The sequence below is a fragment of the Mucilaginibacter angelicae genome (assembly GCF_042434235.1).
Lineage (GTDB): Bacteria > Bacteroidota > Bacteroidia > Sphingobacteriales > Sphingobacteriaceae > Mucilaginibacter > Mucilaginibacter angelicae.
Map to the genome: position 1 here is coordinate 236,994 of NZ_JBHLTS010000018.1, position 24,209 is coordinate 261,202.

Genomic DNA, 24,209 nt, shown 5'->3' on the forward strand with positions numbered 1-24,209 from the left:
TTAAAGTGTCGTAATAGGTTTTTGGCTTCGTTTTGTGATATAATAAATAATAAGGCCTGCAATAAATGCACAGATGCATATTAAAGCGGCCCGCGGATTTTCAATAAAAATGCTGATGGTGACAAACCAGTAGGTGGTAATAAATATGACAGGGATAAGGGGGTACCACTTCATAATGTATATACCGGTATTGTTAAGCTGTTTGGTTTTGCGCCGTAAAATGAAGATTGTAATAGCTGCAGTTGAAAGCCCGACAGTATCAAAAAACATCACATAGCTTAATATGGTTTGAAACGAGTTGGCAACAAACAAGATAACCAGTACCGCGCCAACAAAAAAGCTAAGCCCGAACTCCTGCACCTGGGTTTGGCTGTTAACACGTTTAAAACGGGCAGGTAAAATACCATCTTCGGCCATGGCATAGTAAACCCGGGGATTGGCCATGATATTTACGTTAACAAAAGCCAGCACCGATACAAACATCAGTAGCGATACTATTTTATAGCCTGCCGCCCCAAATAAAACCCCTGCAAGTGTTGCCGCAAGTGTTGTTTTATGCTGAAGCCCGCTGATACCTAAAACCGAATAATAAGCAAAGTTGATAAGCATATATAATGATATCACGGTAGCTATCCCAAAAAAAATAGCTTTGGGGATATTGATTTTCGGGTTTATGATATCTCCTCCAAAATTTATAGTCTGCTGGTAACCGCCATAGGTAAAAAATACAGCTACCAGGCTTATTCCGAACGCGCTTATATTATTATTAGTATGATAAGCGATAACTTCTTTAGTGGTAGATATACTACCTTTGAATACCGCGGCACATAAAATCAGGATCATGCCTATTTTAAAAAGCGTGAGCACATTTTGGGTACGGGCGCTCATTTTAATGCCCAGGTAATTGATAATATATAAAATGAGCACAGAAGTTATGGTCATGATTTTGATACCTGTATCGTTTTGCAGGCTTTGAGGCATAATAACAGGATTAATATATTCTGCGCCAATGAGTGCCACGGCGGCAACCGAAGCAGCGTTGCTTATAACCAGCACCCAATTAATCATAAAAGCAAAAGCCGGGTGAAAGCAATATGAAAAAACCTTGTAAAACCCGCCGGTGGTGGGGTAGCGGGCGCCAATTTCGGCAAAGGTGAGTGCCCCGCATAAGCTTACAGCTCCCCCGAGCAGCCAGGCCCCGAAATATAAAAGAGGCGTACTTGAATTTTTTGCCACTTCTGCCGGTGCTGCGAAAATACCCATACCTATCACAAGGCTCACAACAATCATTGAAAGATCAAAACGGTTAAGTTTTGGCGTTATGCTCATGTAGTTTTAAAATATCAATTAATCAGGGGGAACACAAAATTTAAATTTAGCATTAATTCGTTATTAATTTATATGGTAAAAGCTTTTATTGAATGTGTCTGTAATTTTTATTTTTTTGATGGTGTTGCTAAAAATTAATGGTTGTTTTAATTGTTTTGTAACAAATTGTTATTAAAAAGGTCATAAATGGAAGTCATAAGCTATATTTACCCGTTCTGTTTAAAATGTTTATGTTGTAAAGTTAAAATATTGGCAGTTAGGTGAATAAAACTTGCCGGTTTTGATTGAAAATGGATAAGAAATGAAATTTTTAACAGCTATACCTGCTTTTTAACGAATCCCGGATCGGCAATAAAACTGACAAAATATTTAAAACAGTGTACGTACTAAACCTTAAACCTGAATTTGAGAAACGATGATGAAAAAAAAGATATCCATTAAGGATATAGCCAAACTTACCGATACGTCAATAACCACTGTTTCATTTGTTTTAAATGGGAAGGGCCGTATTAGTAAAGAGATTAGCAAAAAAATATTGGATGTAGCCCAGAAAAATGGTTATGAGCCTAACCGCATGGCGGTTGGTTTGCGTACCGGTGTTTCAAAAGTTATCGGGCTGATAGTGGAGAGCATTGGCGGGCCATTTTTTGGTGAGATGGCTAAGGTGATAGAAGAGGAAGCCGAAAAAGGCGGTTACCGTATTATATATTGCAGCACCAACAATAACCTGCAGAAGGGCAAGGATATGATCAGAATGTTAAGTCAGCAACTGGTTGATGGTTATATTATTACGCCAATGAAAGGTTTGGAAAAGGATATCCAGAGCCTGGTTGATAATGAAAAGCCGGTTGTGCTGATTGACGGATATTTTCCTGGAACAAACATCCCGCACGTACTGGTTGACAATTATGCAAGCGCCTATAACGCGGTGGATTGCTTTGTAAGATCAGGGTATAAGAATATTGGGATGGTAACCGCTGATTTGGGGCTGATCCAGCTTAATGACCGAAGCCTGGGCTATAAGGCGGCTTTAAAGGATAATAAGCTGAAGGAAAGCAGTAAAATGATTTTAAAGGTACCTTTCGATATGGATAAAAATGAAGGGGTTGAAGCAGTTAAATCATTTATTGAAAAGCAAAAACAGATGGATGCGGTTTTCTTTACTACCAACTATCTGGGTACCATGGGTTTACAGGCCATTAAAGATCTGAAGCTCCGCATTCCTGAAGATATTGCCGTGATCAGTTTTGATGATAATGAAGTGTTTAACCTGTATCCGCCGGGTATTACTACTATACAGCAGCCTACTTACGATATTGCAAAATCGGCAATTGATATTTTAATGGCACAGATCAATACCCACAAGCTTGATGCTTCAAAAATTGATCTCCAGATCCCTTCGAAACTGATTGAACGGGGATCAACCTTATCAAAAGTCTCAGCTTAATATAATTAAAATGGGTGTCATGCTGAGCCCGTCGAAGCATGGTGGGCGGGCCTCTGCGCGCGTCCTTCGGCAGGCTCAGGATGACAGGCCCTCTACACTAATTTCATTTCACCTTAAGAGCCCGCGGATTTTATCACTTGGCCTTGACATGTTTAAAAACTTTGTCATGCTGAGTAACGAAACATCTTCTTCGCTCTGTACAGCGGCTTTGCCTATAGAAGAAGATCGCTCCCATGACAAGTTTAAAAACGGGTCATGCTGAAGCCAGTTGAAGCATAGTGGGCGGGCCTCTGCGCGCGTCCTTCTACAGGCTCAGAATGTAATGTCATTATTTAAGAAATTGACAGGTTGCACCAGAGGTGCAAAAGGTTTGTAGAAACAAGGTGGTTGAGTTTTTAGTGTGCCAGAGGTACACAACTCCGGTGTTCCGTACCTCTGGCACGGTTATTTTCGGTATCTATGTTACTACAAACCTGTTCCCCCTCTGGGGGATTTCCCTTAAATAATGATATTGCTCAGGATGACAGGCTCTCTATACCAAATTTTATTTCACCTTCAGGGTCCGCCGGATTTTCAAACTCAGCCTGACAAGAAGTTTAGTATTGGTAAACAAATTTCTTTAAAAGTATTTGGTAAAACGTTTTATTTAATTAGTTTTGAATTAATATGCTATCAGTATCTGGTAGTATAGTGGGGAGGGTAGCCCTGGTAGTTCAAATGCTTCATAGTTCTTTTATAATAATATTGTTTAATTAATAATAGCGCCTGGTGTTTGAAGAGCAGCAGGCGTTTGTTTTTGAACAGGTTAAAGGCTAACTATTAATAATATTACAAAGGATTGTGTTTTTAATGATAAAACGTTTTATCTATATTTGAGCGGTTTTAACTACTATCATCGCAAAAAACCAGAACTATTCATGAAAAAAATATCTATTTTCTCACTACTCTTAATTGGGGGCTCACTCATCAGCTTTAAGTCCCATGCCCAGGAAGTTTTTAAGCAAAAAGGCTACGAGGTAACTTTTATCAGTAAGGATGCTGCCTTCAGCACCGACTTGAAAGACAGGCTCATCAGAACCTTTTTTGAAGTGTACCCTAAACTGGCAAAAGAGTACAACAAAAAAACATCAAAAAAAGTAACGTTTGTTATCGACACAGCTTATGATGGTGTGGCTGCTACCGGGAATGATACCGTAGTGTTCAGCGCTAAATACATGACCAAACACCCTGGCGATATTGATGTAGTTACACACGAAGTAATGCACATTGTACAAGCCTACGGTAACAGCGATGGTCCCGGTTGGTTAACCGAAGGGATTGCCGATTATGCCCGCTTTAAATTCGGTGTTGATAACGCCGGCGCTAAATGGGCCTTACCTGCTTTTAAATCTACTCAAAACTATGATAACGCTTACCGCGTAACTGCCCGCTTTTTGGTATGGGCAGAAAAAAATGTAAAACCTGATTTGGTAAAAATATTGGACAAGCAACTGCGCGAGCATACTTTCACCAACGACAGCTGGAAAAACCTTACCGGTAAAACCATTGACGAACTATGGGCTGCTTACGCAGCAAATCCTGCTATCTAAAACTGATTCATCAGTAGTTGTGTAATAAATATAGCTACACAGGTATTTGGCGGTGTGTTTTACATAAATTAGTTGCCTTATCACAAAATCAAAGGCTGTAATGTAAATAAGCAAAAGGGCCCGCTGCGGCAATAGAGAATTTCCTCAAACATGAGGAGCCAATGATATACTTAAAAGTACAAATGAAAAGATTATTTACAGCATTATTAATAGGTACGGCCGTTTTTAGCCAGGCTCAAACCAAAACAGAAAAGCTGGTTGACTATGTTAACCCTATTATAGGTACCCAACGCATGGGGCACACCTATCCGGGCGCAACGGTGCCGTTTGGCATGGTGCAGTTAAGCCCGGAAACAGATACAGCCAGTTACGAAAAAGACGGCAAATACAATCCCGATGTATATAAATACTGTGCAGGATATCAGTACGATGATAAAACGATAGTAGGCTTTAGCCATACCCACTTCAGCGGTACCGGTCACTCAGACCTGGGCGACTTTTTAATTATGCCAACAGTTGGAGAGCTGAAACTTAATCCCGGCGTGGCCGATAAACCGGGCAGCGGCTATCGTTCGGCATTTTCGCACCAGAACGAGGTAAGCGGTGCCAACTACTACAAGGTAAAGCTTGATGCCAATAACATCACTGCCGAGCTAACCACTACCGCAAGGGTTGGTTTCCACCAGTATACTTTCCCTAAGTCGGATCAGTCGCACATTATACTCGACCTGATGGCAGGGATCTACAACTATCCCGACAAAAACGTGTGGACTTACCTTAAGGTAGTGAATGATTCAACCGTTGTTGGTTATCGTCAAACCAATGGCTGGGCACGCACACGTACTTTATACTTTGCTATGGCGTTTTCAAAGCCATTCTATCAGCATGGGTATAAAAAATATGACAAACGTGAGGTGTATGGTGGTTTCTGGGGTAAATTCAATCAAACTAAAAATTTCCCTGAAATTGCAGGAAGACAGATCCGCAGCTACTTCGACTTTAAAACCGAAGAAGGGGAGAAGATCAAGATCAAGTTTGCTTTATCTCCTGTAAGCATGGACGGCGCATTGAACAATATGCGTACCGAAGCACCGGGCTGGGATTTTGATAAAGTAAAGAACGATGGCCAGCAACTTTGGGAAAAGGAATTACATAAAATTGAAATTGCCGGAAGCAAGGAAACCAAGCTGAATTTCTACACTTCCATGTACCATACCATGATCAATCCTACGCTGTATATGGATGCCGATGGTCAGTACAAAGGCATCGACCAAAATGTGCACAAAGCGGATGGATTTACCAACTACACTACATTCTCACTTTGGGATACTTACCGGGCATTGCATCCTTTGTTTAATATCATCGAACCGAAACGCAATGCAGATATGATCCAATCGATGCTGGCGCATTTTGATCAAAGCCCGGAACATATGCTGCCGGTATGGTCAAACTCGGGTAACGAAAACTGGTGTATGAGCGGTTACCACAGCGTTGCCGTAATTGCCGATGCTGTAATAAAAGGTAATGTAAATTTTGATGCCAATAAAGCACTTGATGCCTGTGTTGCCACAGCCCGTCACCGCGATTACGAAGGTATTGGCGAGTATATGGATAAAGGTTTCATCCCTGACGAAAAAAGCGGTGTATCGGTATCCTCAACCCTTGAATATGCTTTTGACGACTGGGCTATAGCGCAGCTTGCCAAAAAATTAAACAGGAACGATATTTACGAAGAGTTTATCAAACGTTCTGAAAACTACAAAAACGTTTATGATCCTGCAGTTGGTTTCATGCGCCCTAAACTGGCTAACGGTACCTTCAGGACTAAGTTTGATCCGCTGAGTACCATTAACGAAGGTTTTATTGAAGGCAACAGCTGGAACTATACATTATTTGCCCCACAGGATCCTGAAAGCCTGATCAAGCTGATGGGTGGAGATAAACGTTTTGTGCGTTACCTGGATTCCTTATTCACCATGAACCTGCCCGATAAATATTTTGCCGAAACGGAGGATATTACCCGCGACGGGATCATTGGTAACTATGTGCATGGCAACGAGCCATCGCACCATGTAGCCTATTTGTACAACTGGACAGATAAGCCATGGAAAACACAGGAGCGCGTACGGATGATTTTACCGATGATGTACAAGCCAACCCCCGATGGTTTAGGCGGTAATGACGATACCGGCCAGATGAGCGCCTGGTATATATTTACATCGCTTGGTTTTTACCCGGTAGCACCCGGCTCGGATCAATACTCAACCGGAAGCCCGGCTGTTGACCACGCAGTGATCAACCTGGATAATGGCAAAATATTTACCATCAATGTAAAAAATCAGAGCGCAAAAAATGTTTATGTACAAAAAATGGTATTGAACGGCAAACCGCTTGATAAGCTGTTCATTAGCCATGATGAGATCATGAACGGCGGTGAGATCACTTTTTACATGAGCGCGAAGCACAGGTAGTGATTAGTGATTGGAGGTTAGAGATTAGATATAAGGGCCTTTCCACATTGGGAAGGCCCTTTTGTTTAATTATACTATCTACCTGTAATGATAAAAGATCCCCCTGTCAAAAGGTGTCCATACGCAGGCGGTTTGTCCGCTTGCCTTCAGGGCGTTATTGGCCCATGTGTTGCAGGTATAAAATAAATTGTATTTGCGTTTGGCTTCGTAAAAGGCATCGGTTTTACCATAGTTGGCATTTGTTTTTATGTTGATGACTTTACCTGCGGCATCCCTTTTAAAACTGCTGTCCACAAAAGCAACTAATCGTTTATACTGGTCATTACTGATCATTATTTTTTTGCAGTCGCTGCTTTCGGGCATGCTTTGATAATAAGTAGCATGGATAGCGGATGTACTTAGCGCAAATGCCGCTTTAAAAGCTGTGCTAAATTTTAGATCGGCCCAGGTAGGTGTATTAAGGTAAAACCCTTTATCGCCCCAGCCAATGGCTAAATATTGGCCGGTAGTGTCCCGCCCGGCAGTGTTTTGATAGCTGATCTCCTTGCTCCAGTCGGTAATGGCGTTTTTCGCCGGGACAACAATATCCGTATGATCGCCATTGGTTAGTATGTAGATGGCAATATCATTTGAAGTTCCAGCCTCTCTTTTAACAGTCCATATGGAAAAAAGGAAAGCTGAAAGAAGGTAGAGCAGTATAAATGCCACAAAGCCCAGTACGAGCCTTAAAATTACTTTTGCAATTTTTTTAACGGTCATCATAATTAAGGTTTGTCAGGTTTGGTTACCTTAATTAATACCCGGATTGCAATAAGGTGACCCTATTGTATATTTGACACTGTAAGTTTATATTAAATAAAAAAGGCTAAAAACAGCCTGTAAGTCCATTTGCTAAACTACCTGTAAAACTAATTACGGTTGGATTTGAACCAACGTTTCCCCGTTTATGGCCAGATTTTTCTAACCGAAGTATGACATGTTTACAGCATCTTTATGTTTTTCTCAAAGAGAATTTGGTTTTAAAAAAATCAGGAAATAAAGAGCAATAAACAGCGAGCGTTGTGATTTTGCGGGACTGGCGAAGTAACGCTTACTAACGGCATCTTTATTCCTGATTGCAACAGGTTTAGGTTTCAAAAACTTAAAGAACAACAGGTTAAAGGCAATTGATAACAAGTGTTTCGGTCCCATGCTCTGATCTGCTGAGCTACCTTAGCTTGTGGCTAAAGGCCGGGCTTTTACCGGCGACCCTGGGGTTAAAAGTGCGAAGTAATACTTGCTTACGGCACTTTAACCTGCTGTTCATTTAAAAATAAGGGCAATGGTCAATAAGTATTCTGCATCATGCTCTAACCAATTGAGCTACTGCGGTTACCCACAGGCCGGCCTCGAACCTGCAACCCTGACGTCCCTAAACGAAGTAGTACTCATTTACGGCACCTTATTTAGTTTTAATATTTTAAAAAGAAGGGTAATAAGTATAAGTGCGTGCTTACACTGCGTTCTAATCGTCTAAACTACCCTTTCGGGGCCGGACTCAAACCGACGTTTCAGTTGGGATTTCGAAGTAACACTTATAAACGACACCTTCTTTATAAAGAGCAACAAGCTGCCTGCGTGAATTTTCATTTTGAGCGAAGTAACGCCAGGCAAACGGCATCTTTATTTTTTAAATGCGGGGATGTTAGCCTCCCCGCATAGGTTATAAATCTATATTGTTAATAATGCTCAAAGCCGAATTGCCGTTTTCGATAGCTGCTAACACATCAAAAACTTTATCGCTCCAGCCTGCAATTAAATAAACGTCATGCTGCAACAGTTGCAATGGCGCCTGGCCATAACCCTGCAAGTCGAACAGGTACAGTTTTGCCGTTGGCGCAATGTTTTTTTTGTATTGCACCCACAAGGCTTGAATACTTTCGGTACCGTTGTTACTGTTCCATAACTGGCAATCGGTAAACAACATTACTTTATCCATTTTTACACGGCGGTTAAACATGTCTTTGATTACCAGGTAGCCATTGGTGGAGTAGCCCACTTCGCCTTCGCGGCGGTAAAACTCCTGCACGTTGCCTAAAATGTTACCACGAGGCACCACAATGGTTTTCCAATAATCACCAAACATACCCACCTGCACATTATTACAGCGCGATTGCAGCAGCATTGCCAGCATCAAGCCAATATCGTACAGCAATACTTTCGATTTTGCCGATATCGGTTTCTGCATTGAGCCGGATACGTCGCAGGCCAGCAATACACGGGTGTTTTCATCAAAGCCCCTGATATTGGCCGCGCTCGCCTGCACAGCTTTTTCCAAAGCATCCAGCAGCTCGCCGGTGTAACCTTTGTTGCCGGTTATGGCTGCTTTAGCCGCCCTCGCAATGTTTTGCACTGCAGAGGCCGGTGTTACCAGCTCACGGTATGCAGCCAGGTAGCGGAACGGGAACTGCTTGGCTTTCGCCACCTGTTCGCCATCGGCAAGAGTTGAGCATACTTTTTTAAAGTGAACATAGCTTACGCCTGCATCCTGTATGTTGCGCAGGTTACGCAGCAAGGCCATGTAACCTATTTTACCGCTGTCAATCAGTTCTTCCCATTTGGCACGGAACGCAATGGCTTTAGCTTCGACGCTGTCAAAATTCAGCTGACCAAGAGCCGATAGTTCGGTTTCCCAGGTGTAAGGCGTTTGCAGGTTGTTTGCTGCTATCTTGTTAAAGATCAGCTGCTGCAAATCATCCTTAGCCCTTGGGTGCACCAGGAACAAGGCGTCGCGCATTTTAATGGCACCATCGCGGTTGTATTTGGCAAACTGGTATTCGTCAAAGCGGTTAAACGCCAGTGATAAACCTTTTTGCATTTGCTTTGACAAGCGGTTGAGCTTTTTAGTGCCCTTGCGCTGGTTCAGTGTTTCGTAGCAGGCCAGCAACTCGGTGATCTCATCGGCACGACCGATAACTCCGTCGGTAACCCGGGCAACCAGATCGTTGCCCGAGTGCAGCTTGGCCAATTCGGTAACCAGTACCAGCGGTACCGAACGCAGGTACATTTTGGTACGTGCATAAACTGCCAGTTTACCCACAAATACCGGGTTGCATTTAGCTATCAGGTTGCGCAGGCGCTCCATCCGTGCCTGGTCTTTTTCATAAAAGGTGTCGTTTAAGCTCCAGGTAACTACCGTGGTGTATAATTCCATTTCGGCGCTCATGGTAAAGGCTTTTGCACCTTCATGATTCACTTTTTGGGTTTTTACTTTGCTTAACAGGTTGAATTTCATTTTGAACCTCCTTTATTTTGTTTTGTTGATACAAAGGTTGAAGGCAACTGCGCAGTGTATTTGCGCAGTGGAAATTATTTTTATTTTTTTTAAATAAGCCGTTATCGTATCCCATCATTGCAAGCAGCCATCGGGGATACCGTGGAGGAAATCTTGATGAGGTATAAAAATATTTTGAGGTTTTGTTTTTATGGTGCGAGGGCCAGCGTTAGGGATGGCAGTGGAAAGCCCACAGCGTGCAGGAGCCTGCGCGGATGGTAAGGCGAGGACTTGGAACGTACAGCCCGGGCCGCAGGCAACGTCAAAAAACGAACCTCTAACCTTAATCTCTACTACGGCGTTACCTGCGGCCCGCGCTATCCGCTCATACTGCACAAGTCCTTAGCCACGGGCCGGTATCCGCTACTATCGCTAACGCAAATTGGGTGAAGAATATGATTCACCGTTTGAGATAAAAAAAATATTTTTAATAATTATTTTTTAATTAAAATATTGTTTGTATCATTGCAGTATGAAAGCAACAATATGTATACAGTGTCCATCACCCATACTGATTTATCAGAGGAGATAGCTATGTATATATAGTAAAACATATAACGTGTGAAAAATCCTCTTAGATAAAAGCTAAGGGGATTTTTTGCTTTACAGGGTAGTATATCAATTGGTCAGATTACCACATTTGGAATGTGGAGGCTCCTGGTTCGAGTCCGGGTTACCCTACTGATTTATAGCTGGAAATGTAGCTCAATGGTTAGAGCAGCACCCTTATACGGTGCCGGTTAAAGGTTCAAGTCCTTTTATTTCCACAACATGGCCGGTTGCCCGAGTGGTTCAAGGGAGTCCTCTGCAAAAGGAATGCTCGCAAGTTCGAATCTTGTACCGGCCTCTCTTTTTTCGGAACATAATATTATTATGTTCCGGCTTGGTTTTCGTGAATTTCCGGATCAGATCCGGGATTGAAAGATATTTTTTTTTATTTATTAATAAGTATAAATTGTATCTTATTGATATTTATTGTGTTTTATTTTCTCTTTTTGGTGATAAATAAACCCATCCGCTGCAGATGTGATTTCCTGTATAGCTTAAAACTTTGACTATTCGCATGTTGATTTAGTTGTTTAATTAAATGGTTATGCATCAGTGATTTGTTATTTTTATTTGGATTTATTCTAAGTAAGCTATTTTTTTGTGTCTATTCCGATGTGGGTAATGCCCAAATACTTTACATGCCGGTCAGGGGGGAAGCTTTTGCCGTCATTTTTACCGATATAACTAACTATATACCATTATTTGATTGCACCTGCTATGCATGATCTTATCAACGAAATAAAATTACGCCCCATATCACAGGTTATTTTAAGATACCTGATGGACCATCAGGAACCGGTAGACGCTGAAACCATATGGCTGGATGCAAAGGCTAATGGGGCACCTTTCAGTATTGGTTCTATTTATGGCCATTTAAAACAGATGGAAAGCGCAGGTATCATCGTTAAGGTACCAAAAGCAAACAGGAAAGCCCTGTACCAATATATTACATCAAAGGGCTAAGAATTGTATTATGTGATCCACAATTGAGTGCTGATTAGTACTTTTATACCAATGACCGCCGAAGAAGTAAATTATATTATTTCGTATTTCAGTAACTTAATTGATCGCCGGGAGGCCATCGCTCTGAGCCACCATTTCTATTCGGCTGAAGTTAAAAGTGCGCCGGATAATAGTTCAAAAAGAGACTGGTTGATCAAAAAAGAAAAGATGACGGATGACCCGGAAATATTGAAGTTGCTTGATGCGGGGTATGAGCAATTAAGGTTATCTGCTGCCGAAAATGTATTGAAAAATCATCCTGGCAAGGTGTTTTTTAATTGCTGTAAAATATGTGGTAAACTTGCCCGCACACCTCGTGCTAAACAATGCCGGTTTTGCGGGCATGACTGGCTTAAGACTATTCGCTGTCCTCGTTTTTGATCCCTTTCAACAGTGCGTAAATGGCCATAGCATGGCCGTGTCCAAGTTCAAAATCGTCCTTAAGCCATTTGGTTATATCGCCGGCCTTGGTTTCAGTCTTGAGTTCACCGTCTTTTGTAAAACCTTTATCTTCGGCTAATTGCCTAAAATCGGCAGGACCTTTACCTGTTTTTTCCTTTATTGTTTTTAAATATCCCTGGAATGACATGTTGCATATGTTTTAAGTAAAGGTACAAGACCTCAACAGAAATTACGCCCCTTTTTTGCCCTTTACAAAATCAAGAATCTTTTTGGTTTCTTCGGGATAAATGCCAATGTAGTGACTTCTGACCATGTAAGGTACTTTCATCTTGCTCTGTGCCGATTCAAGCCTGATCACGTTTGATGCCTTATCGGGCATATGGCAATTGATGCAATATGTTTTGATAGCATTACCCATTTGCGGGGCCAGTTTGCAAAAGTTATGATTGGCTTCACTGTGGCAGCTTAAGCACTTTTGAGTGTACACGGCCATGCTCTGTGGCAGACTCACATGCGGGTTATGGCAGTTGCCACAATCCATTTTGCTCATGGTGTAGCATTTGCTGGCTATTAGCAGGTCGTACTGATTACCATGAACATCGGGCATATTGTTGCCGGGCATCACACGTGGCTGGGTACGGTCTTTTAGCAGGGTATCGCCCATCTCAAACTCAAACGACGATCGTTGGGGGATATTCTTATTCCCGGAATGACAAACCGCACAGGCATCCATTTTTTGCGTGCGCGATAAGGATGCGTAAGTAGCAATGTATTTCGCCTTTTTATCATCAGGATTATCGGTATGGTAATTAACGTGATTGGCAGCCGGGCCGTGGCAGCGTTCGCAGTCGATACCATAAACAAGCGAAGCTTTTTCAAACCCAAAATCTCCGGCCTGGGGAGGGATTTCCTTTACGTACGAACTATGGCATTCCAGGCACCTGCGCAAAATCGGGCGACCAAAATTCATATGATCGGGCAGATAACCAGGGCTGTTGGCCCAATTATGGATGGCTGCAAAGTAAGACACAGGCAGTTCGTACAACATTTTACCCTTCCAATACATGTATGTCTGTGCTTTGCCGTTACCGATGGAAATATCAAATGGTTCGGCTTCAGTTTCCTTTCCGTTAATATAGCCAACCTGGTAAAGGCTGTCGTTCCGTTTTTTCATCACTATCTTTTGGCCCATGCCAAACTCAAAAGTGTTTGAATCTTTGGCAAAACTCCCCCTGATGTTATGGATATTGGCTAATTGCGATGTTTGAAAATGTGCAGTATGCAGAAATGAAGTATAAACATCGCTATGGCATTTTTTACAGCTTTCAGATCCGGCATAGATTTCGCCCCGCGGATCGGCAGGATTTGAAGTATAACACTGGGTTAAAATGAAACTTAAAGGTACAAGAGCAATAAGAACTAAAAAAAGGTATCTTTTTTTGAGCATTGTTTACGGTTATATGGCTGGTTATAAACTGGTTTTGATTTTGGGCTATCCCCGAAAAATCCAATTACAATTTAAGGCAATATTTATATAAAACAAATGCTAAAACAGGCAGTAGAGGTAATGTAGGGGAAGGGATTTCGGAATTGGGAATTTCGATTTCGGATTTGTTGGATGGTTCAGAGTGAGACTTACGAAGTTTTCAAAACTTCGTAAGTCTGAATATCCACAAATTATTTGTTAATAAAAGGTTTGTGTACTATCGAAGCCTTGCTCATGGTTTGCTGGATCTTGTACAAACGGGTGGCCATTTCAAAACGTTCTTTATAGCTTCGTTTTAATCCTTCTTTCAATAGTTCAATTTCAGCCTCGCTGAGCATTTGCTTGTTGGTCTTCTCCATATCGTAGCTAATCAAATTTATGAAAAATAAGCTATACGACGAAATTTGAAAAGACTGTTGACTGCGCAAGACTTACGAAGTTTTCAAAACTTCGTAAGTCTGAATATTCATAAATTTAAATCTGCGAATATGATGTGGGTACCAGCATGGTTGATGTTATTTTACTCACCAGCAGGGCATCGGCATATTCGGGCATAGCGCTGATCTTTTTCCATTGCGGGTCGCTGCCGAAGGCTTTCCAATGGGTATTCTTGGCGTCAAGATCATCAAAGGTGATCATATAAGTAAGATTAGGCCTTTGCGCGCCGATCACCGTTTCGCCCCAGAAAACGGGCTTAAAGCCGAGGCGTTTAAATACATCTATTTCGCCTTCATCGTTAAACATTTCAATCTTCTTTTTGCCTGCTGCTTCAGTGGCGCTTTGGTATTGCCTCAATTCAAAAATCCTGGCTTTATTTTCGGGCGCTTTGAGGTGAGGCATATGTACAAATGCTTTTAACAATGAGCTTTCTATACGTTCATAAGCAGGGGCAGCTGCCGGGGCGTTAAGATAAGCAGCCCCTTTAATCTGCAGATCTGCATTGCCGGCAAAACTATCTGTCACCGTGCTGAAATGGGCCAGACTGTTAAATTGTAGCAGCACAAAAAGCCTGGTTTGGCCTTCGGGCTTCATTTCGGTAAATACGCCTACATGTTTTACACCCAAACTATTGAAGGCAGGTATAGCGGTATCTTTCAGAAAATCCTCTACCAGCTTTTGCTGTTCAGGGCTTTTAAGATTGTATACCCTTAGCTCATAGTATTCGGCAGCTTTGGGGCCAAGTTCGGTAGCTTTGCTCATAACAGGTAAAACAGTTGCGGTAACACCGGTTAACAGGGTTGATTTAACAAAGGAGCGCCTTTTCATAGCAGAGGTTTGATTGTTTGGCTAAGATAGGTTTTTCGGTAAAATAAGAGACCCCTCTTTTTTGTTTTCGGGAGCGATCGGGTTGCTTAACCATCATCTGAATGTATTATTAAACAATGCATCCGGTTTCAATTTTGGGCGGGCAGCAAATTTCTCTAATTTGGCCATCGTGCATTTTGCAGATCATTTTTAATTATGGGCCAGCTATCATTACCCGCCTCATGCTTTGATTTTATGAGGCAACTGAAACAGAACAATAACCGCGATTGGTTTGCGCAAAATAAGGAGGCATATCAACAACAGCTTGAACTGGTAGAGACTTTCACCACCGGGTTATTGAATATGATGAATACTCATGATGTTATTGAAACACCCACAGCAAAAAAGGCGCTGCACCGCATTTACCGCGATATCCGTTTTTCTAAAGATAAAACACCTTTTAAAACCAACTGGAGTGGTAATTTTAAACGGGCAGGCAAGCATCGCCGCGGCGGTTATTATTTTCATTTGGAACCCGGCAATACATTTGTAGGAGGTGGCTTTTGGGCACCCAATACGCCCGATCTTAAAAGGATCCGTGATGATATCGCTTTTGATGCATCTCCCTTAAAGCAAATTATAAACAGTAAGGAGTTTAAAACAACCTTTGGAGTTTTGGAAGGCGAACAGCTGAAAACCACGCCTAAAGGTTACGCTGCAGACCATGAAGGCATTGAATTGCTCCGATACAAGCAGTTTTTGATTAGGAAAAGATTTACAGATGCAGAAGCCCTGGGGCCGGATTTCCTGAAAAAAGCTTCTGATACTTTTAAAAGCATGCGCCCGTTTTTTGATTATATGAGTGATGTGCTCACTGCAAATGTGAACGGGGAGGAGGATTAGTTATTCATGCCCTGTCGAGCCATCATTAGCTTCGGTGATCTTACTGAGGTTATAGTGCATTTGTCCGTTATGTTCTTTGCCTTTGAGCAGGCCTTTATCAAACAGATCGGCCAGGATGGTTTTAACCAGCGCGGTCACCTGTTCGTTCACAATGCCGGGCTGCAGGGTTTCCAATTCCTTCAGTACGCTATCTGCCGTGCCTTCGCCAATTTGTGCCAGCGCGTAAATGGCTTTATTTTGCTGGGTGTCCTGTACATCAAAATGGGAGGGAATGTGCAGCGGTTTATATTCTTCCCTGAATTCTTCGTCGCTTAATTTCATAGTTGTACAACTTATATGTTGCTAACAAATGTTATTGAGGTTTGTGTTACATTAATCCAGAAAACAATAAACGCGGACTTTTGGCCCGCGTTCTGCTTATTTATAAGATCGGTATTAATTTAAACTGTTGAAGGGCTCCTGATAATGCCCAGTAAAAATGAAATTACTGCAATTACCAATAAAGTATGGATTAAACCTGTTGCCGAATAGGCAAACACACTGATCGCCCATCCTATAATCAGGATAACTGCGATGATATACAATAATGATCTCATAGTTTGATGTTTTAGTTTGTTATGTACTTTACTTTAAAAACCATGCCATAAATCAATCTCTATTGAAAAATATTATTTATACTGATAGTAAATTAATTTTATCGAAAATGTAGGTTGTGGCATTCCTCTTGCTATAATTAACGCTTACAACTATCATATATGAAACCGTTCTTTATCACTATAGCTAATAACTTAACTCTTATAATAACGCCGGATAGTGATGCCCATGCAGACGGTCATCCGGTACTAACTTATACCTATGGAATTTATCGCCGGGACACATCAACTTTAGGCGAACTTAACCAGTCAGATAAACTTTTGCAGGTAAACAGGAAGGATAATCCCGATTATCTTGGTTGTATTACTTTTGAGCAGCCCGGTAAAGTATTCAGCTACGTTGCCGATGGCGAGGATGAACTATCGCCTGATGAAGTGCTGGAAGTGATTGAGGAAATTAGCCGTTTCAGGAATACGCCGCAAATGTGGTTGATTTAATCTCGTAATACCAATTCAATGCAGACATTATAACCGCAAAAGCGCGAAGCCGCTAAGAAAAACTTTGCGGCTTCGTGCCTTTGCGTGAAATAACTTTAATGCTAATTATTTTGTTGGCTGTATTAACTGCATAAAGGTTACAATGCTGCTGGCCTCGTACGATTGAATATCGCCGGTTGGGGTGCCTACAGCATAGTTGCGGTAAGTGAGATTACGGCTATCACGGTTTTTCCAGCCGGTGTTAACGTTGGTTTGGATCCAGCTCAGATACTGGTTTTGTCCCCCATCGTTAATCAGTTGTACTATATACTGGGCAAAAATAGCTTTCAATACACCCTGTTCGTTAAAATCGCCTTCGGCAGGCAATATGCCGTTGGTGCACAGGTTGTTTTTTACATAATCAGCATATAGTTTGGCATCGTTAAGGTAAGCCACATCGTTGGTTTGTTTGTACAGCGCCATTGCCGCGCCAATGGCTGTGCCGGAGTTATAAGTATAATCCTGGCCGCCCGGAGGGTTGTTGCCTATTTTATTGTCGTTCACTTTACCTGATGCGTCAACCAAATTAGTTTTCGACCATGAATAGATAGATTTAGCTTTATCAAGATACGCGGCATCTTTGGTGATGCTATACAACTTCATAGCAGCTATAACAGTAGGGAAGTTGATACATGAGTTTTTGCCACTGTGCTGAAAATCCCAGAACATGCCGCCATCTATCGGATCATATGATCCGTTCCAAACCCTGTCGAACCCGGCTTTGGCTTTATCAAGATAAGTGGCATTGCCGGTAAGCTGGTTGGCGCGCGCCAGAGCCATAACCCACCACATCATATCGTCATAAATGAACCAAACCGTAGTGTTGTTCCAGTTGTAACCATCGTAGTGGTTGTAATTACCCTGATATATATCGGCTATTTTGGTAAGCTGGGCAGGCGCTTTGGTACGTTCGTATACATTCATGGCCATATCCCAGTAAATGGCCTGCGTCCAGATGGCGGCAACCCCATCTTTTTTAGTAGTGCTGAAGTATAGTTTATTGTTCGAATCGTAAAAGGCATTGTTAAAAGCTGTATAAGCAAGGTCGGCATCGGCACTGCTAAAACCGGTACTGGTATTAGTTTTGGAGGTATCAGTAACAGGTTTGGTAACAGGCGTAACATCCTTGCCCTTGCTGCAGCTTACAATTGTAATGAACAAGCTCAGGATCATAAAGTAGATCGTTTTTTTCATAATTATAGATGTTGGTTAGTAAATAGGATTGGCTTTGGTCGGTAGCGTAATAAGGTTTATGTTTTTTAATTATTGGTTAATTGTTTACCGATGAGGCAATTATAGGTTAAAAAACGACCGCTTACCAGTGTTTTAACCCACAAAAAATCATTAACCCAATTTTTAACCGCGATTTTAACCGGGGGAGGGCCGTGTTATTTATGTTTAGTGAATGTTTTCTCGCAAAGACGCTAAGTCGCAAAGTTTTTTCTTCACCTCGCTGCGTCTTTGTTACTGGCGACAGCCATAATATGTACTTATTGACAATTGATGTCGACCAGCCTCTTTCCGTAAAGCCACTTTAACCTTGCGGAGGTTTACGTTTTTGGGCAGGTGATTTAGTTACCTTTTTATCAGGTGATGGTGCCGGAACAGGAGGATGATGTTGCTGATGACCGTGAACCAGCCGCTCACGCATAAAATGTGTAAGCTTGTGATGGAAAGGTACCAGTACTGAAGCTACGCATACTAAAATTACCAGTTCAAGCACAGGTAAATGATTGCTGATGCGCTGTACAAAAGGATGGATGAACAGGGTTAAAAATTCAAAGGCCAGCAGCAGGGATAACACGCTCATAAATTCAATCACCTTACGGTGGGTGCGGCTTTTGCTGAGCAGCAATACTACCAGGAAAAATGTAGGTATAAATACAGCAATGGCTACCAGTTGCAGGTTAACTATCCGGGCTTCTTCTTCGCGGTGCTTTTCTTCGGCAATTTCTTCCTGACGGGCTGCTTCGTTGAAGCTCAGTGTTTGGATCTGCTTAATTTTTTCGGCATTGAACATGCTGTCTTTTGCGGCAAGGGCGGTTTTTAAATAAAGTAGCTCAAGATGCTCGTTTTTGCCCAGGTACACATTGGTAAGCAGGTTGCTGGCATGGAAAATGCCTTCGGGATAGATAGCTTTTTTTGCAGCGTTAAGGGCCAGCGTGGCATAATAGATACTTGAATCAGCAGCACCTGTTTGTTTATACAGTTGTGCTATGCTGTTATAGCTATCGGCAAGGCTGTTTTGATCGTTAATTTTGGCGGCATAGTTTACACTTACCCGGTAATAATCAAGTGCCAGGGCAGTATGTCCCATTTTATAGTTGATATCGCCTAAAATAGATAAGGTGTTTGACATGGTAGCCGTATCTTTCAGATTTTGCTTTATGGTATAAGCCTGCATCTCATAGTTTAAAGCCGAATCAACCTTGTTAAGTTTGATGTAACAGTTGCCGATATTGGCCAGCACAATTCCCAGGCGCGCTGTTTCATGCAATTCTTCGGCAACAGCTTTGGCTTTAAAATGGTAAGATAAGGCTTTTACATTGTCCATCTGATCGGAGTAAACAATACCTATATCGCTCAGGCTTTTTAAAATGCCAAGACGGTCGTTAATTTCTTCGCGTATTTTTAGTGAGTTGAGCAAAAAGGAAAGGGCCTGGTCATACTTGCCATTTTTCCATAAAACCACGCCAAGCCGGTTCATACAATTGGCTTCGCCCTTTTTAAACGAGAATTTGCGGGCCAGCTCAAGTCCTTGTTGCGCATAGATCAATGCGCTATCAGGCCGTGTGGCCTGTAATTGTAAGCTTAATTGCCTTAATGGCTCAACACCTGCGGTATCATTTTTATGCTGGCTGGCCTGTGATCTTAACTGGTTTAGTGTGTTTTTTTGAGCATAGGTATTTTTTGCTATGCCCATTAAAAGGCATACGCAAACCATCCCCTTTAGTATGTGATTTAGCATAAATCTTTAAAATAAAACAAAGGCCCCAATTTTAATGAAGGGGTATGATGTACAGGGTAATGGCACGGGTTTATTAAATTTGCTGCCTAACTATCCATTGAAGGTTCTTCGGTTGCATCGTCCGGCTCCGGGGAACCTGCAAATCCGTCGGCGGCTTCGATTTCCGGCTCAAGGCTTGTTTCATTATCAGCAAATCCCATTGAGGTATTCTTGTCCCTAAAACCCATAGAGGTGTTTTTGTCGAATGCTGTTTTAGTTGATGCGCTCATTGTTTTAATGTTTAAAATCGATTTGAGTACTTTAATTATTACACGTGCATGTATATAAATATACGTTTATATTTTGCTGATAGTCAAATTTTTACGCATTATGTGAAAAAGGTGTGATGCTTTAGGGCCAAATATGCCGGAAGGATGGTTGAATTATTAATGTTGCGGCAAACGGGTATAAAGTTTGAAACCCTGCATTGCTGAAACCATCAATTGGGTAAAACAAATTTCACCCTTTATGTCCGGGCGATTTTATTGATAGCTCAGGCTATAGTCAAAATTAAAAGGGCGGGCAGGGGTTGGTTTGTTTGTTAAATGGATATGGCTGATCCTGGTTTCAGTCATAACAAGATCATACTCCCAGCCCTGGTGATCAAGGTTATCACTGCTGTAGTATAACCGCATGGATAAGGGTAACCTGCCCAGTTGCGCCAGTACCAAAGGGTGCATGTTAAAATCAAGGAAATAATTAAGCGCCTGGGCGTTAAATTCAAGCTTGTCTGTAAATTTCGCGAAGGTTACGTATGTGTAATTTAATGGATCCTGATTGGAGTAAATAACCGATTTTGTCAGCAGGCCCTGTGCGTCATACTCGTATGTTGTTTTGTAATGGAGATCCTGGGGCGATGAACCGGTATCAGGATAATGCCTGTCCATCAGTACAATCCTGCCTTGGGCATCATAAGTAAAAGTATCGGTATGCTCAATCTCCGTGTTGAGTACTTTGGTGCCGTTGGGCAGGAATGCGTATTTGTTAATGTGATCAATGTATGTTACCAGCCCCCGGGCATTGTAATGATAGTTTTCGGTATACTGGTAATTTTGACCGTCGTCAAATACTTCGGAAGTTATATGATTGCCGTCATAGGTGAAATCTATATTTGTTTTTGCCGGGAACTGGTAGGCAATATGGCTGATATGCGTGAGCCTGTTTTGAGCATCGTAGGTGTAAAATATCGAATCGCTTTTGTACCAGCTTTCAAGATTAGTTTGGTAAACCTGCTTCAGGCTAAACACTTTAGGCGTAACAGGCGGATCGGGCACTTTAACCGGCTTGTCCTTTTTGCAGGCGGTAAAAGCAGCAACGAATAACATGATAACAAAATACTTGCAGGTAGATTTCATCTACCTAAAGATAAGTGTGTTAGGTTTGAGATTTGTTGTTCGTTTTAGTCATTTAGAATAGAGATCAGCATTAGGCTTGCTTGCTTCCATTATGGAAATGTGCTATGCCAGCGTCAGCATATAAGCCATGATTTTTATGCCAGCTGGTTATTTCGGCCGGATCAACAAATTTAATTTCAAGACTTTCTATTGATGTTTCGATGTTGCCACTAATGTATTTGCACAGGTAAAGCACCACTACCGAGCTATGGGGCTGTTCAAACTGCCCTGCCTGAAGGGCGAAAAATTTAATGATCTCAACAGGTTCTACAACCAAACGGGCTTCCTCCCAAAATTCGCGTTTTATGGCTGTTTCAGGGTCTTCGCCAACATCAACCCAGCCACCGGGTAATCCCCATAAAAAATCATCGCTGCGGTGCTCAACCAATAAACGGCCATGTTCATCAAATAAGATACCGTTAACACCCACCTTTGGCGTGGCATATCCGAGGTCTTTATTAAACCGCTCCTTTAAAACTTCAGTTTCCAGGCCGGTAAATTCGCTGTATTCCTGTGTGGCTATATCAAGCAGCTTTTGATAACGTTCCATGTCGAAAGGGCTTTTGGTATACCTGATACCGGTTTGCGCCAGGGCATAAATATTTTCAAGCAGGTCGATATAGTTCTTTTTCATATGGTGCGGACAATATCCGGCAATATAATTAACAGCTTATATAACCGGGGTAAAGAAATTATAAAATTGTTGCTTTAGAGTTTTGCAGATGGATGGAATTTGGTACTTTTAAACATCGCGGATGTTCTTTTATCCGCTTCCCGGCAGACTGAATTTAGGGATGTACGAGTTCGAATCTCGTTGGGAGCACCTATTAGTATCGTAAACACTCCAAAAAGATTTCTGGCACATTGATAATTGCCTCTTGAGAGTTCGAGTCTCTCTTCGGGCACCTTTATAAGTCTTAAGTCCGGAGTTAAAAATCTTAAGTGGGGATAAAGTTTTCAGTCTTTAGATTAGATATTAATATACCAGTCGCATTCACCCTATCATTTGTCGCATACACACCGCAAGCTTAATCACCTTATTGATGAGATTTGTATCATACAAAAACAAATTTTAAACATAAACTATAACAGGAGATAAAATTGTATGAGAAAGATCATTGTATTAACATTTATAACATTAGACGGCGTAATGCAGGCACCAGGCGGCCCGGAGGAAGATCCATCAGGCGGTTTTAAATATGGCGGCTGGTCTGCACCTTATGGAGATGAAATTTCTGGTAAGATCATGCAAAAACAGATGGAAGCTACAGATATTCTGCTGGGCAGAAAAACCTATGATATTTTTGCTTCTTACTGGCCACAACATGCGGATTATTGGCCCGGCATTAATGACGTTAAAAAGTACGTGCTCTCCAATACCATTAAAGAGTCCGACTGGAATAACACAGAATTTCTTACAAGCGTGGCAGATATTGAAGAACTCAAAAATTCAGAAGGTGGCGACATCAAAGTTTGGGGTAGCGGCGAACTCGTTCAACTGCTGTTGAAGCACGACCTGGTAGACGAGCTCTGGCTCAAAACTTACCCGGTACTGCTTGGTAAAGGAAAGAAACTGTTTAGCGATGAAACAACTCCCGCAGCTTTTGAATTAACAGAAAGCACCGTTACACCAGATGGGGTGATCTTTGCCAATTACAAGCGGGCAGGCGAAGTGAAGACCGGTACTATTGGGGTTTAATATTCATAACTGCTTTTCCTTGTAATGAACAACTATTCGCCAAAAAGGATCCGGGTCATTTCGGTATAGTTATTAAGGAAGTGCTTGGTAACCATGTAGTGTTCTGTTTCCTCGTAGCGTACCTGCCTGATGCCCGAATCATCTAACTGGTAAATGGTTGCGCCCGGGTAGGCTAATAAAATGGGCGAGTGGGTGGCAATAATGAACTGCGAATTTTCACCTACAAGTCTATTGATTAACGACAGCGCTGCCATTTGCCTGTTGGGCGAAAGGGCTGCCTCAGGCTCGTCAAATATATAAAGCCCGTTGCCGCTAAGCCTGTTGCTTAGCGTAGCCATGAACGATTCGCCATGTGAGCATTCATGCAACGATGTTACCCCGTAATGTTTTTTAAATTTATCCCGGTCGTTTTGGTAAACCTCTTCCATATACGTGGCCACATTGTAATAACTCTCGGCCCGGAGAAAGAAATAATCGCTTGGCCTTTTGAAGCTTTTTACACCGGTTAAGTAATTGAAAAGCTGCGACGAATTGTCGTGCGTTTGAAACTGGGAGTTTTTTGAGCCGCCCTCCGTACTAAACCCCATTTGTAAAGCGATGGCCTCTATCAGTGTAGATTTGCCCGAACCGTTTTCGCCGATGATAAAAGTAACATCAGGGTGGAACTTTAACGACGACAGGTTCCTGATAGCCGGGATCTGAAAGGGATAGGTATCAAAAGATGGCACCATCTCACGTTTCAGCTGGATCTCTTTGAGGAAAGGTTTGGCTTGCATGGTAGGGTAAAGATAGGGATTTGGGTGAGGATAAGAGCTGAGGTTTAGTCAAGTAAATATCCCTCAAAACTGCCGAATAAAATAAAATCCTGATCGTTTTCTGAAATAGCCATTAAGCGTTCGTCTTCCGGATCGAAAGTAAAGTAGAACAGATCTCCACTTTTCAGTAAGCTGAAGTTTTCTACATATCTAAAATGATGGTCATGCCTATGATAAAAGGAGTACTCCCGGATATCTGAAAACCTGAGCCTGAACATATCGCCTTTTATAGGTAGGAAATCCATCTCAATAAGTAGTTGATGATCCTGTATAAAGATATTAATCTTTAAGATGCTGGAATCAAGAATACGGAGCTGGGAACTCTTTAACAGATCGAATAACTCATTATCTTTTGCGAGAGATTTCATCTTTGTTGTTTTAATTGTGTTCAGGTATGTGGAGACAGTCTACAAGTATAGGTAATCCGT

24 protein-coding genes and 3 tRNA genes are annotated in these 24,209 nt (G+C 41.9%); 11 read left to right on the top strand and 16 right to left on the bottom strand.

Translation table 11 applies throughout. The annotated features are described in order from the left end of the window. Window positions 1-1,329 (bottom strand): APC family permease, encoded by a 1,329-nt coding sequence (locus ACFFGT_RS07190; RefSeq protein WP_377021836.1) that lies wholly within the window; start codon window positions 1,327-1,329, stop codon window positions 1-3. Between the two features lie 415 nt (window positions 1,330-1,744). Here ACFFGT_RS07190 and ACFFGT_RS07195 point away from each other — a divergent pair, with 415 nt between their 5' ends. From ACFFGT_RS07195 to ACFFGT_RS07205, 3 genes are all read left to right on the top strand, one after another. Continuing rightward, window positions 1,745-2,776 (top strand): LacI family DNA-binding transcriptional regulator, encoded by a 1,032-nt coding sequence (locus tag ACFFGT_RS07195; protein WP_377021837.1) that lies wholly within the window; start codon window positions 1,745-1,747, stop codon window positions 2,774-2,776. A gap of 917 nt (window positions 2,777-3,693) precedes the next feature. Next, window positions 3,694-4,365, top strand: coding sequence for a basic secretory protein-like protein (locus ACFFGT_RS07200; protein ID WP_377021838.1), 672 nt, complete (start codon window positions 3,694-3,696; stop codon window positions 4,363-4,365). Between the two features lie 182 nt (window positions 4,366-4,547). Continuing rightward, window positions 4,548-6,836, top strand: a complete 2,289-nt coding sequence (locus ACFFGT_RS07205) for a GH92 family glycosyl hydrolase (RefSeq protein WP_377021839.1) — start codon at window positions 4,548-4,550, stop codon at window positions 6,834-6,836. Window positions 6,837-6,914: 78 nt separating this feature from the next. Here ACFFGT_RS07205 and ACFFGT_RS07210 read toward each other — a convergent pair whose 3' ends face one another. Continuing rightward, window positions 6,915-7,598, bottom strand: coding sequence for a TIGR02117 family protein (locus ACFFGT_RS07210; protein WP_377021840.1), 684 nt, complete (start codon window positions 7,596-7,598; stop codon window positions 6,915-6,917). A 940-nt stretch (window positions 7,599-8,538) separates the two neighbouring features. Then, window positions 8,539-10,110 (bottom strand): TROVE domain-containing protein, encoded by a 1,572-nt coding sequence (locus ACFFGT_RS07215; RefSeq protein WP_377021841.1) that lies wholly within the window; start codon window positions 10,108-10,110, stop codon window positions 8,539-8,541. A 646-nt stretch (window positions 10,111-10,756) separates the two neighbouring features. Here ACFFGT_RS07215 and ACFFGT_RS07220 point away from each other — a divergent pair. The 5 genes from ACFFGT_RS07220 to ACFFGT_RS07240 all read left to right on the top strand — a co-directional run bounded on the left by ACFFGT_RS07220 (window position 10,757) and on the right by ACFFGT_RS07240 (window position 12,081). After that, a tRNA-Pro gene (locus tag ACFFGT_RS07220) sits at window positions 10,757-10,830 on the top strand. 13 nt (window positions 10,831-10,843) lie between these two features. Further along, window positions 10,844-10,916, top strand: a tRNA-Ile gene (locus ACFFGT_RS07225). A 6-nt stretch (window positions 10,917-10,922) separates the two neighbouring features. Beyond that, window positions 10,923-10,996: transfer RNA gene (locus ACFFGT_RS07230), tRNA-Cys, on the top strand. Between the two features lie 419 nt (window positions 10,997-11,415). Further along, complete coding sequence (locus ACFFGT_RS07235) at window positions 11,416-11,661, top strand: hypothetical protein (RefSeq protein ID WP_377021842.1); 246 nt, start codon at window positions 11,416-11,418, stop codon at window positions 11,659-11,661. Between the two features lie 51 nt (window positions 11,662-11,712). Further along, a complete protein-coding gene (locus tag ACFFGT_RS07240) occupies window positions 11,713-12,081 on the top strand; it encodes a hypothetical protein (protein ID WP_377021843.1) in 369 nt (122 codons plus the stop codon). On the opposite strand, the gene ACFFGT_RS07245 is transcribed toward ACFFGT_RS07240, so the two are convergent. The 4 genes from ACFFGT_RS07245 to ACFFGT_RS07260 form a co-directional block, all read right to left on the bottom strand. Next, window positions 12,059-12,289 carry a DUF4287 domain-containing protein gene (locus tag ACFFGT_RS07245; protein ID WP_377021844.1) on the bottom strand — a complete coding sequence of 77 codons (231 nt, stop codon included), beginning with the start codon at window positions 12,287-12,289 and terminating at the stop codon, window positions 12,059-12,061. The two genes, ACFFGT_RS07240 and ACFFGT_RS07245, sit on opposite strands and share 23 nt — an antisense overlap. 42 nt (window positions 12,290-12,331) lie before the next feature. After that, the gene (locus ACFFGT_RS07250; protein WP_377021845.1) at window positions 12,332-13,549 is read right to left on the bottom strand and encodes a multiheme c-type cytochrome; all 1,218 of its coding nucleotides are present in this window, start codon (window positions 13,547-13,549) and stop codon (window positions 12,332-12,334) included. A gap of 230 nt (window positions 13,550-13,779) precedes the next feature. Then, a complete protein-coding gene (locus tag ACFFGT_RS07255) occupies window positions 13,780-13,947 on the bottom strand; it encodes a hypothetical protein (protein WP_377021846.1) in 168 nt (55 codons plus the stop codon). Between the two features lie 115 nt (window positions 13,948-14,062). Beyond that, window positions 14,063-14,854 carry an NIPSNAP family protein gene (locus ACFFGT_RS07260; RefSeq protein WP_377021847.1) on the bottom strand — a complete coding sequence of 264 codons (792 nt, stop codon included), beginning with the start codon at window positions 14,852-14,854 and terminating at the stop codon, window positions 14,063-14,065. Between the two features lie 195 nt (window positions 14,855-15,049). Here ACFFGT_RS07260 and ACFFGT_RS07265 point away from each other — a divergent pair, with 195 nt between their 5' ends. Continuing rightward, a complete protein-coding gene (locus ACFFGT_RS07265; RefSeq protein ID WP_377021848.1) occupies window positions 15,050-15,736 on the top strand; it encodes a DUF2461 domain-containing protein in 687 nt (228 codons plus the stop codon). On the opposite strand, the gene ACFFGT_RS07270 is transcribed toward ACFFGT_RS07265, so the two are convergent. Continuing rightward, on the bottom strand, window positions 15,737-16,057 hold the full coding sequence (locus ACFFGT_RS07270) for a hypothetical protein (RefSeq protein WP_377021849.1): 321 nt from the start codon (window positions 16,055-16,057) through the stop codon (window positions 15,737-15,739). A 119-nt stretch (window positions 16,058-16,176) separates the two neighbouring features. Beyond that, window positions 16,177-16,332, bottom strand: coding sequence for a lmo0937 family membrane protein (locus ACFFGT_RS07275; protein WP_022832652.1), 156 nt, complete (start codon window positions 16,330-16,332; stop codon window positions 16,177-16,179). Window positions 16,333-16,491: 159 nt separating this feature from the next. On the opposite strand from ACFFGT_RS07275, the gene ACFFGT_RS07280 reads away from it, so the two are divergent. Next, window positions 16,492-16,827 (top strand): hypothetical protein, encoded by a 336-nt coding sequence (locus ACFFGT_RS07280; protein ID WP_377021850.1) that lies wholly within the window; start codon window positions 16,492-16,494, stop codon window positions 16,825-16,827. 105 nt (window positions 16,828-16,932) lie between these two features. On the opposite strand, the gene ACFFGT_RS07285 is transcribed toward ACFFGT_RS07280, so the two are convergent. The 5 genes from ACFFGT_RS07285 to ACFFGT_RS07305 all read right to left on the bottom strand — a co-directional run bounded on the left by ACFFGT_RS07285 (window position 16,933) and on the right by ACFFGT_RS07305 (window position 21,901). After that, window positions 16,933-18,060, bottom strand: coding sequence for a glycoside hydrolase family 76 protein (locus tag ACFFGT_RS07285; RefSeq protein WP_377021851.1), 1,128 nt, complete (start codon window positions 18,058-18,060; stop codon window positions 16,933-16,935). Between the two features lie 340 nt (window positions 18,061-18,400). Continuing rightward, on the bottom strand, window positions 18,401-19,834 hold the full coding sequence (locus ACFFGT_RS07290) for a tetratricopeptide repeat protein (RefSeq protein ID WP_377021852.1): 1,434 nt from the start codon (window positions 19,832-19,834) through the stop codon (window positions 18,401-18,403). Between the two features lie 86 nt (window positions 19,835-19,920). Further along, the gene (locus tag ACFFGT_RS07295) at window positions 19,921-20,103 is read right to left on the bottom strand and encodes a hypothetical protein (protein WP_377021853.1); all 183 of its coding nucleotides are present in this window, start codon (window positions 20,101-20,103) and stop codon (window positions 19,921-19,923) included. 252 nt (window positions 20,104-20,355) lie between these two features. Further along, window positions 20,356-21,228, bottom strand: a complete 873-nt coding sequence (locus tag ACFFGT_RS07300) for a hypothetical protein (RefSeq protein ID WP_377021854.1) — start codon at window positions 21,226-21,228, stop codon at window positions 20,356-20,358. Window positions 21,229-21,298: 70 nt separating this feature from the next. Next, a complete protein-coding gene (locus tag ACFFGT_RS07305) occupies window positions 21,299-21,901 on the bottom strand; it encodes an NUDIX hydrolase N-terminal domain-containing protein (protein WP_377021855.1) in 603 nt (200 codons plus the stop codon). A gap of 471 nt (window positions 21,902-22,372) precedes the next feature. Between ACFFGT_RS07305 and ACFFGT_RS07310 the strand changes: the two genes are divergently transcribed. After that, window positions 22,373-22,966 carry a dihydrofolate reductase family protein gene (locus tag ACFFGT_RS07310; RefSeq protein ID WP_377021856.1) on the top strand — a complete coding sequence of 198 codons (594 nt, stop codon included), beginning with the start codon at window positions 22,373-22,375 and terminating at the stop codon, window positions 22,964-22,966. Window positions 22,967-22,998: 32 nt separating this feature from the next. Here ACFFGT_RS07310 and ACFFGT_RS07315 read toward each other — a convergent pair whose 3' ends face one another. Then, a complete protein-coding gene (locus tag ACFFGT_RS07315; protein ID WP_377021857.1) occupies window positions 22,999-23,742 on the bottom strand; it encodes an AAA family ATPase in 744 nt (247 codons plus the stop codon). Window positions 23,743-23,786: 44 nt separating this feature from the next. After that, on the bottom strand, window positions 23,787-24,149 hold the full coding sequence (locus ACFFGT_RS07320) for a hypothetical protein (RefSeq protein ID WP_377021858.1): 363 nt from the start codon (window positions 24,147-24,149) through the stop codon (window positions 23,787-23,789). Window positions 24,150-24,209 lie beyond the last annotated feature (60 nt).

Excerpts from the sequence above, each read along its gene's own strand:
- ACFFGT_RS07305 (WP_377021855.1), bottom strand. The coding sequence starts at position 21,901 with ATGAAAAAGAACTATATCGACCTGCTTGAAAATATTTATGCCCTGGCG.
- ACFFGT_RS07200 (WP_377021838.1), top strand. The coding sequence starts at position 3,694 with ATGAAAAAAATATCTATTTTCTCACTACTCTTAATTGGGGGCTCACTC.
- ACFFGT_RS07310 (WP_377021856.1), top strand. The coding sequence starts at position 22,373 with ATGAGAAAGATCATTGTATTAACATTTATAACATTAGACGGCGTAATG.
- ACFFGT_RS07195 (WP_377021837.1), top strand. The coding sequence starts at position 1,745 with ATGATGAAAAAAAAGATATCCATTAAGGATATAGCCAAACTTACCGAT.
- ACFFGT_RS07235 (WP_377021842.1), top strand. The coding sequence starts at position 11,416 with ATGCATGATCTTATCAACGAAATAAAATTACGCCCCATATCACAGGTT.
- ACFFGT_RS07245 (WP_377021844.1), bottom strand. The coding sequence starts at position 12,289 with ATGTCATTCCAGGGATATTTAAAAACAATAAAGGAAAAAACAGGTAAA.
- ACFFGT_RS07250 (WP_377021845.1), bottom strand. The coding sequence starts at position 13,549 with ATGCTCAAAAAAAGATACCTTTTTTTAGTTCTTATTGCTCTTGTACCT.
- ACFFGT_RS07260 (WP_377021847.1), bottom strand. The coding sequence starts at position 14,854 with ATGAAAAGGCGCTCCTTTGTTAAATCAACCCTGTTAACCGGTGTTACC.
- ACFFGT_RS07265 (WP_377021848.1), top strand. The coding sequence starts at position 15,050 with ATGGGCCAGCTATCATTACCCGCCTCATGCTTTGATTTTATGAGGCAA.
- ACFFGT_RS07205 (WP_377021839.1), top strand. The coding sequence starts at position 4,548 with ATGAAAAGATTATTTACAGCATTATTAATAGGTACGGCCGTTTTTAGC.
- ACFFGT_RS07285 (WP_377021851.1), bottom strand. The coding sequence starts at position 18,060 with ATGAAAAAAACGATCTACTTTATGATCCTGAGCTTGTTCATTACAATT.
- ACFFGT_RS07255 (WP_377021846.1), bottom strand. The coding sequence starts at position 13,947 with ATGGAGAAGACCAACAAGCAAATGCTCAGCGAGGCTGAAATTGAACTA.
- ACFFGT_RS07280 (WP_377021850.1), top strand. The coding sequence starts at position 16,492 with ATGAAACCGTTCTTTATCACTATAGCTAATAACTTAACTCTTATAATA.
- ACFFGT_RS07300 (WP_377021854.1), bottom strand. The coding sequence starts at position 21,228 with ATGAAATCTACCTGCAAGTATTTTGTTATCATGTTATTCGTTGCTGCT.
- ACFFGT_RS07190 (WP_377021836.1), bottom strand. The coding sequence starts at position 1,329 with ATGAGCATAACGCCAAAACTTAACCGTTTTGATCTTTCAATGATTGTT.
- ACFFGT_RS07315 (WP_377021857.1), bottom strand. The coding sequence starts at position 23,742 with ATGCAAGCCAAACCTTTCCTCAAAGAGATCCAGCTGAAACGTGAGATG.
- ACFFGT_RS07320 (WP_377021858.1), bottom strand. The coding sequence starts at position 24,149 with ATGAAATCTCTCGCAAAAGATAATGAGTTATTCGATCTGTTAAAGAGT.
- ACFFGT_RS07215 (WP_377021841.1), bottom strand. The coding sequence starts at position 10,110 with ATGAAATTCAACCTGTTAAGCAAAGTAAAAACCCAAAAAGTGAATCAT.
- ACFFGT_RS07295 (WP_377021853.1), bottom strand. The coding sequence starts at position 20,103 with ATGAGCGCATCAACTAAAACAGCATTCGACAAAAACACCTCTATGGGT.
- ACFFGT_RS07275 (WP_022832652.1), bottom strand. The coding sequence starts at position 16,332 with ATGAGATCATTATTGTATATCATCGCAGTTATCCTGATTATAGGATGG.
- ACFFGT_RS07210 (WP_377021840.1), bottom strand. The coding sequence starts at position 7,598 with ATGATGACCGTTAAAAAAATTGCAAAAGTAATTTTAAGGCTCGTACTG.
- ACFFGT_RS07240 (WP_377021843.1), top strand. The coding sequence starts at position 11,713 with ATGACCGCCGAAGAAGTAAATTATATTATTTCGTATTTCAGTAACTTA.
- ACFFGT_RS07290 (WP_377021852.1), bottom strand. The coding sequence starts at position 19,834 with ATGCTAAATCACATACTAAAGGGGATGGTTTGCGTATGCCTTTTAATG.
- ACFFGT_RS07270 (WP_377021849.1), bottom strand. The coding sequence starts at position 16,057 with ATGAAATTAAGCGACGAAGAATTCAGGGAAGAATATAAACCGCTGCAC.